At 30.8% G+C, this 11,930-nt stretch carries 10 protein-coding genes and 2 pseudogenes; 6 read left to right on the top strand and 6 right to left on the bottom strand.

The genetic code is table 11. The features are described 5' to 3' along the window. Positions 1 to 2 precede the first annotated feature (2 nt). The 5 genes from RRF68_RS12595 to RRF68_RS12615 all read right to left on the bottom strand — a co-directional run bounded on the left by RRF68_RS12595 (position 3) and on the right by RRF68_RS12615 (position 4,872). On the bottom strand, positions 3 to 653 hold the full coding sequence (locus RRF68_RS12595; protein ID WP_315944548.1) for a diphthine--ammonia ligase: 651 nt from the start codon (positions 651 to 653) through the stop codon (positions 3 to 5). After that, positions 653 to 850: an Lrp/AsnC ligand binding domain-containing protein gene (locus RRF68_RS12600; protein WP_315945380.1), complete on the bottom strand. Its 198-nt coding sequence runs from the start codon at positions 848 to 850 to the stop codon at positions 653 to 655. Before RRF68_RS12600 ends, RRF68_RS12595 begins: the two co-directional genes overlap by 1 nt. Beyond that, positions 784 to 1,110: a winged helix-turn-helix transcriptional regulator gene (locus tag RRF68_RS12605; RefSeq protein ID WP_315944549.1), complete on the bottom strand. Its 327-nt coding sequence runs from the start codon at positions 1,108 to 1,110 to the stop codon at positions 784 to 786. Before RRF68_RS12605 ends, RRF68_RS12600 begins: the two co-directional genes overlap by 67 nt. Positions 1,111 to 1,176: 66 nt before the next feature. Beyond that, the gene (locus RRF68_RS12610) at positions 1,177 to 2,604 is read right to left on the bottom strand and encodes a VOC family protein (RefSeq protein WP_315944550.1); all 1,428 of its coding nucleotides are present in this window, start codon (positions 2,602 to 2,604) and stop codon (positions 1,177 to 1,179) included. Positions 2,605 to 3,225: 621 nt separating this feature from the next. After that, complete coding sequence (locus RRF68_RS12615; protein WP_315944551.1) at positions 3,226 to 4,872, bottom strand: M1 family metallopeptidase; 1,647 nt, start codon at positions 4,870 to 4,872, stop codon at positions 3,226 to 3,228. A gap of 96 nt (positions 4,873 to 4,968) precedes the next feature. On the opposite strand from RRF68_RS12615, the pseudogene RRF68_RS12620 reads away from it, so the two are divergent. The 4 genes and pseudogenes from RRF68_RS12620 to RRF68_RS12640 all read left to right on the top strand — a co-directional run bounded on the left by RRF68_RS12620 (position 4,969) and on the right by RRF68_RS12640 (position 8,866). Next, positions 4,969 to 5,768 (top strand): annotated as a pseudogene (locus RRF68_RS12620) (SDR family oxidoreductase). A gap of 65 nt (positions 5,769 to 5,833) precedes the next feature. Next, entirely contained in the window at positions 5,834 to 6,487 is a 654-nt protein-coding gene (gene fsa, locus RRF68_RS12625; protein ID WP_218773078.1) for a fructose-6-phosphate aldolase, read from the top strand. 276 nt (positions 6,488 to 6,763) lie between these two features. Next, positions 6,764 to 8,415, top strand: a pseudogene (gene menD, locus RRF68_RS12635) (2-succinyl-5-enolpyruvyl-6-hydroxy-3-cyclohexene-1-carboxylic-acid synthase). A 1-nt stretch (position 8,416) separates the two neighbouring features. Beyond that, complete coding sequence (locus RRF68_RS12640) at positions 8,417 to 8,866, top strand: DNA-binding protein (protein ID WP_218773076.1); 450 nt, start codon at positions 8,417 to 8,419, stop codon at positions 8,864 to 8,866. Between the two features lie 69 nt (positions 8,867 to 8,935). Here the strand turns inward: RRF68_RS12640 and RRF68_RS12645 are convergent, their stop codons facing one another. Further along, on the bottom strand, positions 8,936 to 10,177 hold the full coding sequence (locus RRF68_RS12645; protein WP_315944554.1) for an alpha/beta hydrolase-fold protein: 1,242 nt from the start codon (positions 10,175 to 10,177) through the stop codon (positions 8,936 to 8,938). Positions 10,178 to 10,269: 92 nt separating this feature from the next. Between RRF68_RS12645 and RRF68_RS12650 the strand changes: the two genes are divergently transcribed. Beyond that, complete coding sequence (locus RRF68_RS12650) at positions 10,270 to 11,109, top strand: 1,4-dihydroxy-2-naphthoyl-CoA synthase (RefSeq protein WP_028887396.1); 840 nt, start codon at positions 10,270 to 10,272, stop codon at positions 11,107 to 11,109. A 185-nt stretch (positions 11,110 to 11,294) separates the two neighbouring features. After that, on the top strand, positions 11,295 to 11,903 hold the full coding sequence (locus RRF68_RS12655) for a fumarylacetoacetate hydrolase family protein (RefSeq protein ID WP_315944555.1): 609 nt from the start codon (positions 11,295 to 11,297) through the stop codon (positions 11,901 to 11,903). Positions 11,904 to 11,930 lie beyond the last annotated feature (27 nt).

An 11,930-nucleotide genomic window follows, 5' to 3' on the forward strand; every position in this document is an offset into this window, starting at 1 on the left:
GTTTACAATATTGTTTTTAAATAGTAGTATTTATCGTTCTCAATAAAATCAACTTTGTTTACTACTATTTTATGTTTAAAAAAAGGAGCATTTAAAACCATAGTGTGATATTCTCCATTTTCTCCACAAATATCAATATTTAATTTCTTTTTTAAATCATTAATAGCGGTTTTATCAAGAGTTCTACCAATCCAATCGCTAGTTAAATCTTCTTTTTTTACTAATGAAAATATTACTGTAAAATCATTTGTAATTAATTCGTTTAGTATATAGATTCTTTCTTTTTTCCATAAAGGATTATATACTTTCATGCCAGATTTTAGCGAGCACTCTTCAATCCAATTAGTATGTCCATCGACTTCATCAATATCACCAGTAACTAAAGTATCAATCTTATAAAGTTTTTTTAATTGTTGGATAGTATTTTCGTAACTTTCTTTTATCGGAGCTGTTACTGTTAGTAATAAGTGAGGAATGCCAATAGCTTTTACTTGTTTTTTTATCAAGTGAATTGGATGTGCTTTAAAGTTAGGATTTTTAGGAGCAAAGGTTATTAAATGTGTAATTGTGTAACCTGCTTGTTGCGCTTTAAAAAAGGCCAAAGCACAATCTTTTCCTCCTGTCCATAAAACTGCTGCTCTATTATTTGTCATTATTCTATGGGTATATTTCTCTTAAAGCAAGTATCAAAACAAATAAAAGTATCGGTACCTGCAACACCATTTATTAAATGAACATTATCGTACAATATTTTTTGTAAATGTTCATTGTCAGTAGCGTACACTAATATAAAAATAGCATAAATACCCGATACAAAATTACATTCGGTAATTTCTGGGATTTTTTTAATTCATACATTACGTCTTTTGCAAAACGAGCTTCTCGTAAACGAATGCCAGTATAAGATTTTGTTTTGTAACCTAATTTGTTTTCCTCTAAAACAAATTCGGCATTTTTTATAACGCCTTCAGCGGTAAGTTTTTTTATACGTTGGTGTACTAAAGAATTTGAAACTTTTAATTCTTTAGCTATTTGAGAGTATGCTTTACGAGCGTCTAACCGTAACTTTAATAATATTTGTTTGTCTATATAATCAAATTGATTTTTCAAAAGAATGATTTTATTATATTCTATTAGTGTGAGTTCAAATTGTAAAAAACACCAACTTTTTTAAAGTTAAGCATTTATTTGAGCTAAACACTTTTCAATCGTTTTGTTTTGTGTATTTTCATACCAAGTTGTTAATTTAAACACAGATTCTCCTAAATGTTTTTCAAATAATAATTGATTAGAAGTTTCTTCATATTCTCGTTCGGCATCATCTGTACCTAAGTTTGAAGCGAAAATTCCTGCTGCACTTACGGGTAAGAAATCTTCATAAACCATTGGTTCAGTAGTTAAATAACCATCTTTTAATAATTGGTTTACGTCTGATTTTGTATGCGTTTTATCTTTTGATAAATTTTTTATTTTATCAGTAGTAAAGTAATGGAAATACGCTAATTCTTCTGATTGTAGTTCTTGATAGGTGTCAGGGAATTTTTTAAAATTTTCTTTTAATAATTGGTTGTACTTTAAAGCATTTTCAGCATTTGGAGATCCACCAATTGTTTTACGTGTTTTATCTAATAACTCATTATATAAGTCTTGTCCTTTTTTGGTTAATGCCACACCGCGCTGTTCAATTTCTCCAAAACGAGCTTTATGTTCTCCTGTTTTTTCAGTTCCTGTTTTACCTTTAAAAGTTACTTTTTCAGTTAAAGCTTTAAAACTTGTTTGACGTAATAAAATTGGGCACTTTCTTGTTGGTGGTCCTTCTATAATATCTTTTGGAGTAATATTGCGAGCTTCCATAGAACTTTGCACCTTATCAATATCTAAAGTTCTTGGTGTTAGGTGATTGATGTGAGGGCCTTTAAAAGCAACCACATCAGCAATTAATCTGTGCTGACCTACTAATGCTTCGTACATTTCGTGATCTACTGTAGCAGTTTCATGCCAACGAAAAGTTTCTAGCGCTTCTTTAACAAAAGTATCGGCATCTTCTTTATTTAAACCATTTTCTTTTTCAGATTTGTCAATTAATTCCAGCGCTTTTATAGTGAAAATTTGACGGTTTTCTAAAATAGTTTCAATATTAGTACGCAGCTTATCATCATCAATTAGGTCTAAACGTAATAAAGAAGTGAAAATTCTAAAAGGAGCTTGGTTAAGTGCTGTGTTCTCTATAGCTCTAAACGCTGTTGAATGAACAGGAACACCAGCGGAAGCTAAATCATAATAGCCAAGAGGAAACATTCCCATAACTTTAAATAGGCGTCTCATTGTAAATAACTCATATGGTTTACCTAAGCGAATTGCTCCGTGGCGCTCCATATTTAAACGAGTAATTTCTCCAGTACGTTCTAATTGTTCTTTTATTTCTTTAGATTCTGAAATAACATTGTTGTTAATTTCCTGAACTAAATCAAGTAGTTCACCGTAAAGAGGTACTTCATTTTTATACATATCAGACATCGTTTTAGAGAAGCGATTACGAATGTATTCTGGTGAGACAAATGTCTTTTCAGTGTTTAAACTTTGTACAGTATTTATTGATGACATAATTTGTTTAATTTTAACGCAAAATAAATAAATTTAATCTTTATTTTATGTTTTAAAAATTGATTTCACTTAATAGTGGTTGTTTATGTGTTGTTTTGGTTTTAAAAATGTGTTTATTTTAAAAGAAAAATAATTTTAATTAAAAAAGAGATTTTAAAAAATCAATTTGACTTTTTATAAAACAAGTACTCTTTAGACGATGAGATGAATAAATGTTTCACGATAAATTATGATTTTTGCGACGAGAAAAAAACTTTATCTCTAATTAATTTTGTAGATAGAATTTTAGGAGGTAAAATATGAAGGAGGTTTGGAGTTCCTTGTAAAAACAAAAACATCCATTTTATACAAAATGGATGTTTTTTTATAGTTTACTTTTAATTAATTATTGATAGCATAACTTGCTGCTTTCCCTAATTCTGATAATTGACTCATTGTTGTTTTAAAAACACCTAGTCCCCACTTGTGTAATTGTTTAGCCATAATGTAATAGTTTGTGTTAAAATTTCCCTTACACAAATTTACATGTTTTAATTGGCTGTTTTGCAGTGTTATAAGTCGTTTTGTGTAGTTGGTATTAAATAATGTATAGTTGGTGTTTCTGCAGTTGTTTTGTAAAACTTACTTCACTTTTTTGCTTTTAACATAAAAATTGTCATCAACTATAATTTCGTTAGAATTAATGCTAATAGTTAGCCATTTTTCAGTCGGATTTAACTGTTGTTTTTTATCATTAACAAAAATGTTTAAAGGCATATTAAAATCAGCAACAACACTATTCCAGCGATAAGAAAGCTTATTGTTCTCTATTTTATATTCAAAAACAGGAATTTTAACAGTACGTAAATATTGATCAAAAATGGTACTTAAATCAATTCCGGATTGTTGCGAAATATAGTTTTCAACTTGTTTAGTATTTACGGTTTTATGATAAAAAACAGTGTTTAATCCGCGTAAAATTTGTCGCCATTTTTCATCATCATTAATTAAGGTTCTAATGTTGTGTAGCATGTTGGCTCCTTTATAATACATGTCTCCAGAACCTTCACTATTTACATTGTATTGACCAATAATAGGAATATCGTTCTGAACACTTCTACGAGTTCCGATTACATATTCTTTTGATGCTTTTTTACCGTAGTAATAATCTAAAAATAAGTTTTCAGAATAGGCAGTAAAGCTTTCATGAATCCACATGTCAGCAATATCAATGTTGGTAATGTTGTTAGCAAACCACTCGTGTCCAGATTCGTGAATAATAATAAAATCGAATTTTAAACCCCAGCCTGTTCCTGATAAATCTCTACCTAAATATCCGTTCATATATTTATTTCCGTAGGTAACTGAACTTTGGTGTTCCATTCCTAAATACGGAGCTTCTACCAGTTTAAAACCATCTTCATAAAAAGGATATTTTCCAAACCAATGCTCAAAAGCTTTCATCATTTTTGGAGCATCTTTAAATTGTTTTTTTGCTTTTTCTAAATTATCACGCAATACGTAATAATCCATATCAAGCATTCCGTCCTCACCATTATATTTTTCAGAAAAATGTACATAGTCACCAATATTTACATTTACCCCGTAATTATTAATCGGATTATTTACAAACCAATGATAAGTAGATGTATTGTCTTTATGTTGTTCTATTTTACGTAATTTTCCGTTAGAAACATTCATTAAGTTTTTGGGAACACGCACGCTAATTGCCATGCTATCTACTTCGTCATACATGTGGTCTTTATTTGGCCACCAAACACTAGCGCCTAAACCTTGGCAAGAGGTAGCAGCAAAATGATTTCCGTTTTTATCTTTTTTCCATGAAAATCCGCCATCCCAAGGAGCATTTTTTGCAACTTTCGGATGTCCCTCGTAATACACATCTAACGAATTTATATTTCCGATTTGTTGAATGTCTTTTAAATGAATAAAATGCGCATTTCCGTCGGTAACTACTTTTAATTTTTTCCCGTTCTGAATTACTTTCGTAATTTTTAAGGGACTTTGTAAATCAATTTGTAAAACACTGTGAGATTTTAAAACTTTGTACTGCACGGTATTTTTTCCGTGGATAAATTTTTTATCAGGATTTACGGTAATGTCTAAATGATAGTAGGTTAAATTCCACCAAATTCTTTCAGGGGTGATTGATCCACGAAGTGAATCTTGTTTTGTAAATGTTTTAGTGTGTTCGAATAACGATGTTTGTGCTAATAAACTAAAACTAATTAGAAAAAATAAAATACTAAAAATTGATTTTTTACTCATAACGATTGTGTTCTTAAAACGAGTTGCTAATATAAGTGTTTAAAGTCTTTTTTTATTATAGCGAACTTTAAGATATTTGTATAAAATTAAAAATTAATGTCGAAAGTAATATTAATAACAGGAGCTTCTTCTGGAATAGGAAAAGCAATTGCTACTTATTTACACGCTAAAAATTATACAGTTTACGGTACAAGTAGGAATCCTGCTAAAGTAAAAGTACCTTTTAATATGGTTGCTTTAGATGTTACGGATGCTAAAACAATTGATTCTGCAGTAAGTACAGTAATTGAAAAAGAAGGCAAAATAGATGTGCTAATTAATAATGCAGGTAAGGGAATAACAGGATCGATAGAAGATACTCCTACTGATGAAATGCGTGCTAATTTTAATACTAATTTTTTCGGCGTTATAGATGTGGCTAAAGCTGTATTACCCCAAATGCGAAAGCAAAAATCGGGAACAATAATAAACGTTACTTCGATAGCAGGTTATATGGGATTACCTTTTAGAGGTATTTATTCAGCAAGTAAAGGTGCTTTAGAATTGGTAACCGAGGCTTTAAGTATGGAAGTTAAAAGTTTTGGAATTAAAGTAATAAATGTAGCTCCAGGAGATTTTGCAACCAATATTGCATCAGGAAGATTTCATACACCCGTGTATGAAAACTCAGCATATAAAGAGGCGTATACAGAGAATTTAGCTTTAATGGATGGTCATGTAAATTCAGGAATGGATCCGAAAGTTATGGCAAAAGCAATTCATCAAATTATAGAGAAAAAAATCCTAATATTCATTATAAAATAGGCGGATTTATGGAGAAATTCTCAGTTCTTTTAAAACGAGTTTTACCAGATAAAGTTTATGAAAAGCTGTTAATGAACCATTATAAATTGTAAATTTGCAAGGCTTTAGAAAGCAGGATTTTAAATAAATTAGAACACAATCATATAATATATATAACATGAAATTTTTTATAGATACAGCTAACTTAGATCAGATTAAAGAAGCACAAGCTTTAGGTATTTTAGATGGTGTAACCACGAATCCGTCTTTAATGGCAAAAGAAGGAATTACAGGAGAAGTAAACATTATAAACCACTACAAAGCAATTTGCGAATTAGTAGAAGGTGATGTTTCTGCTGAGGTAATTTCAACAGATTTTGACGGAATGGTAAAAGAAGGAGAAGCGTTAGCTGCTTTAAATCCTCAAATCGTGGTAAAATTACCAATGATAAAAGACGGAATAAAAGCGTGTAAATATTTTTCATCAAAAGGAATTAAAACAAACGTAACGTTAGTGTTTTCTGCAGGGCAAGCTTTATTGGCAGCAAAAGCCGGTGCAACGTATGTTTCTCCGTTTATTGGGCGTTTAGATGATATTTCTACAGACGGATTAAATTTAATCTCAGAAATTCGTCAAATTTATGATAACTATATGTTCGAAACACAAATTTTAGCTGCATCTGTGCGTCATACAATGCATATTATTGATTGCGCTAAATTAGGTTCTGATGTAATGACAGGTCCTTTAAGTGCTATTGAAGGTTTGTTAAAGCACCCATTAACAGATATTGGTTTAGCAAAGTTTTTGGAAGATTATAAAAAAGGAAACTAGAAAATAGTTATTAGTGTTTAGTTGTTAGGACGAACTCATTGCTAAACACTAATAATTTAAAGGTTAAAAATAATTAGAAGCTATTTCCTGCTTTTCACTATATCTTTTTTATGAAAAATAAAAAAGGATGCCGTTTCAATCAGGGCTAACCTTGTTTAGTAACAAATAGCAAAATTAAGAATGGTTTTTAGTATTTAGTTTATTTTAGTTTTTGGCGCTCACTAATAACTAACTACTAAACACTAATAACTTTTAAATCTTAAAAAGATTTAAAGAATGTACCCTAAAAAAGAACTCGCACAATTAGTTATTTCAGCTTGTGATCAATTTAATATTGATACAGTTGTAATATCACCAGGATCAAGAAACGCTCCGTTAACTATTGGGTTTTCAAATCACCCAAATATAGAAACGTTAAGTGTTGTTGATGAGCGTTGTGCTGCTTTTTTTGCTATGGGAATTGCACAGCAAAAACGCAAACCGGTGGCAATTATTTGCTCATCAGGTTCGGCGTTGTTAAATTATTATCCCGCAATAGCGGAAGCTTTTTATAGTAATATTCCGTTAATAGTAATTTCTGCTGATAGACCAAAACATTTAATTGATATTGGCGACGGACAAACCATTCGTCAAGAAAATGTATTTGAAAACCATATTTTGTTTTCTGCGAATTTAGTAGAGAAAAAAATCAATTAGAAAATAATAGCAATTTATTAGCAGAGGCATTGCAAACGGTAATCACTAAAAAAGGGCCAGTGCATATTAATGTTCCTTTTAATGAGCCGTTGTATGAAACGGTTGCTGATTTAAAAGAATTTAATTTTTCGAACCTCATTGCGAACGAAGTAAAGCAATCTGTTAACTATCAAAAACTATCTGAAATTTGGAATGCATCCACTAAAAAAATGATTTTGGTGGGAAGTAATTTTCCGGATGCTGAATTACAAAATATACTTAATAGGTTTGTTGAAGATGAATCGGTATTAGTTTTAACAGAAACAACTTCAAACTTATACCATCCAAAATTTATCAATTCGATTGATAAACTTATTTTTCCGCTAACTGAAACTGACTTTTTAGAATTACAACCCGATCTTCTAGTAACTCTAGGAGGAATGGTGATTTCTAAAAAAATAAAACAGTTTTTAAGAAAATACCAACCAAAACAACATTGGCATATTGATGAGTTAACGGCAATGGATACCTATCATTGTTTGTCTGATTTTATACAAGAAAATCCTGTCGATTTTTTACAAAAAATAGAAAGTCAAACAAACATTATAAAAAGTAACTATCAAAAAGATTGGTTAGTTGTAAATGAAGATAGAAATTATAAACACGATCATTATTTAGCTGATTGCGAATATTCTGATTTAAAATCTTTTGAAGCTATTTTAAAATTTATTCCTGATAATTATCAGGTGCAAATTGGCAATAGTTCGATAATTAGATATTCTCAACTGTTTAATTTAAACGCTACCTTGCGCGTGTTTTGTAATAGAGGTACAAGTGGTATTGATGGCAGCACCAGTACAGCAGTAGGAGCAGCATTCGCAGATAAAGAACCTGCAGTTTTTATAACCGGAGATTTAAGTTTTTTTTACGATAGTAATGGGTTGTGGAATACTAATATTCCGAAAAACTTTAGGATCATTATATTAAACAATGATGGAGGTGGAATTTTTAGAGTAATTCCCGGTCCTTTGTCAACCAATGCGGCAATGTATTTCGAAACCCCGCATAGCTTAACTGCTGAGTATTTGGCAAAAATGTATAGTTTTAATTATACGGCTGTTTCTAATTTAGAAGAATTAAATATTGGGTTGAAGGATTTTTATAAAACATCAAATCATCCAAAAATAATGGAGATTTTTACTCCGAAAGAAATAAATGACGTAGTTTTAAAGAACTATTTTAAAAACTTATAAAATGGAATTAGAAGACGGATTACAAGAGGATTCACAAAATAGATTACAAGAAGGAGATCAGGTAAATTTAAAAATTATTGAGCAAACTCCATTAGGATATACTGTTTTAATTGATGATGAATTTGAAGGTTTGTTATTTAATAACGAAGTGTATCAAGATATCGAAGAAGGTATGGAAACTTACGGTTATGTTAAAAACATCAGAGAAGACGGGAAGATTGATATTTCTTTACGACCTCAGGGTTTTAGAAATGTAATTGATACAGATGCAGATGTAATTCTTAGAAAGTTAGATGAAAAAGGTTTTTTAATGCTTACTGATAAAAGCTCTCCTGAATCAATTAAGTTTAGATTGCAAATGAGTAAAAAAGCTTTTAAAAGAGCTATTGGTGGTTTGTATAAGGATAAGAAAATTGTTTTAAAAGAAGATAGAATTGAGTTGTTAAAATAAGCAAACAAAGACAAAATAAAAACGGCGATTTAATTATTAAGTCGCCGTTTTTATTTTAGATATACTACTTTATTTATCGTCTTCTTTTTCCTCTTCATTATCATCCTCTTCAGGAAAATCTTCAATAATTTCTTCTTTAGGTTGACTTTCTTTAAGATCTGTTACACGTTTAATATTTTCATAAAAAGCATTCGCATTTGGGTCCGAAGGTTCCATTTTACCATAAGCAGCTTTGTAGTAAAACTCGGCTTTTTCGTAATCTTTTCCTTTTTCGTAATACTTTCCTACATAAAAATCACCAATATGAGAATCAGGATATTTAATCATTACAAAATCACCTAAAACACGCAAATAATCACCGTCTAATTTATCAATAACGATTCCTTCAATAGCAAAAATATCATCTAAACGAACGTTTAAATTAGAGCCGTATAAATATTGAATGTCTAAATATTTTTGTTCTACATATTTTATAGCCTCTAAAGGACCTAATTCCTTAATATTTGTCTCAAATTCATTTTTAGTAATCTTAGCATATAAGTAAAACATTTTCTCGAAAGCTCTTGGTATTGTTTCACCAATAACAGATAAATAGTTAGGTGCATTCGTGAATTTATCGAATGTAATATGCATGTTTTTAGCATTAAAAGAAGATAAGTAAGTTCCTATTTCGCTAAATCGATCGTTTTGTTTCGGATTTATATACTCTTTATTGTTACTAGCATAGATAAAATAAGAGTTGTCGATAGTTCCTAGTCTATCTAAAGAATATGATTGAATTCTGCTAGCGCTAAACTGTGTAAGTTCGGGCGTAATACAAAGATATGAGTTAAAAATTGGCTGCGCATCTTTTAAGAAATAAGTAACAAAATCGGCTGCTTTTCCTTGACCTGCAACGGTCATGAAAGGAGAAGTTCTGTAGTTTAATTCCATATGCGGAATCAATTCGTTCTTTATAAATTTTTGAAATTTTTCGGCAGTTGTCGTTAAAGCATTGTTTGAAGGAATAATAGAGATATCTTCATTGTAGGTATTGCTCATATTTATTCCAACAACTATTTGTCGTGGAGCTTTATCTGTATTAGCATATAATTTAGCATTACCCACATACATGTCAAAAAGATATTGATCACCTAAAACAATAGCTAAAGGATAACTAACAGTTTCATCATTATCGTAGTTTTCAGGAATGTAAATTTTTACAGATCTACCTTTCGTAAATTCGATAGAATTAATTTTTTCGGTAATTATTTTTTGCGAAAAAAGGCTGGTACTTAGTAATAAAGTAACTAAAAAATATAGTTGTTTCATAAGATTCGTATTATATCGTTCAAATATAGAAAAGAAAAACAAAGTTATTATGTTATTTTTGCTCTACTTACTAACGATAATATTTTAAAATTATGATACAACCTCAATGGAAAGTTGCCAAAGAGTATGAAGATATTACTTATAAAAAGTCGCACAATGTAGCGAGAATAGCATTTAACCGTCCAAATGTGCGTAATGCATTTCGTCCGCATACAACATCAGAATTGTTAGATGCTTTTCAGGATGCGCATGAAGATACGAATATAGGAGTGGTATTGTTATCTGCGGAAGGGCCTTCAACTAAAGACGGGATTTGGAGTTTCTGCTCTGGTGGAGATCAAAATGCACGTGGTGAAAAAGGATATGTAGGTAAAGACGGTTATCATCGTTTAAATATATTAGAAGTACAGCGATTAATTCGCTTTATGCCAAAAGCTGTAATTTGTGTAGTTCCGGGTTGGGCAGTTGGTGGCGGACATAGTTTACATGTTACTTGTGATTTAACTTTGGCAAGTAAAGAACACGCTATCTTTAAGCAAACCGATGCTGATGTAACTTCTTTTGATGCAGGATACGGATCGGCATATTTAGCAAAAATGGTAGGGCAGAAAAGAGCTCGTGAAATTTTCTTTTTAGGAAGAAATTATTCAGCGCAAGAAGCGTATGATATGGGAATGGTAAATGCAGTTGTACCTCATGACGAATTAGAGCAGACTGCTTTTGATTGGGCACAAGAGATTTTAGAAAAATCGCCAACATCTATAAAAATGTTGAAGTTTGCAATGAACTTAACAGATGACGGAATGGTAGGTCAGCAAGTATTTGCTGGAGAAGTTACACGTTTAGCATATATGACAGAAGAGGCTAAAGAAGGTAGGGATGCTTTTCTTGAAAAAAGAAAACCAAACTTTCCAAAAACTTGGATTCCATAGAGCGGAGTATTTAATTTGCTATCGCAACGAAGTGGAATGAAATAATCTATGTAAAAGATTGCTTCATTTTATTCGCAATGACGTTCTAGCTTAAAAATTAATCATGTCATTACAAGGAAGTATGACGAAGTAATCTTATGGTTAGATTGCTTCGTTTTATTCGAATAGACACCTTTATTTTAAATATGAAAATAATTTGTATTGGGCGTAATTACGCCAAGCATATCGAAGAATTAGCAAATGAAAAACCAGAAAATCCTGTTGTTTTTCTGAAGCCAGATTCAGCAATCCTTCCGAAGAAAATGCCTTTTTTTATTCCGCCTTTTTCTAATGATATTCATTATGAAGTGGAGATTTTGGTGAAAATAAATAAAGTAGGAAAACATATTTCTCCTAAATTCGCTCATAAATATTATGACGAAATAGGATTGGGAATCGATTTTACGGCACGAGACGTGCAAGCAAAATGTAAAGAAAAAGGATTGCCTTGGGAAAAAGCAAAAGCTTTTGATGGTAGTGCCGTTATTGGAGCATTTTATCCGAAAGAAGATTTTAACTTAGATAATTTTTCTTTTCAGTTACATAAAAACGAGGAGGTAGTTCAGGATGGAAATTCAGCATCGATGTTATGGAAAATAGATGAATTGATTAGTTATGTGTCGCAATATTTTACCTTAAAAAAAGGAGATGTTATTTTTACGGGAACACCAGCAGGAGTTGGAGCTGTAAAAGAAAATGACATTTTAACTGGTGTTATTGAAGGTAAACAAGCTTTTGAAATTAAAATAAAATAATTATAAATCCCGCTTTTGCGGGATTTT

Origin of the sequence: Tenacibaculum sp. HL-MS23 (genome assembly GCF_032463465.1) — a bacterium.
Classification (GTDB): domain Bacteria; phylum Bacteroidota; class Bacteroidia; order Flavobacteriales; family Flavobacteriaceae; genus Polaribacter; species Polaribacter bernardetii.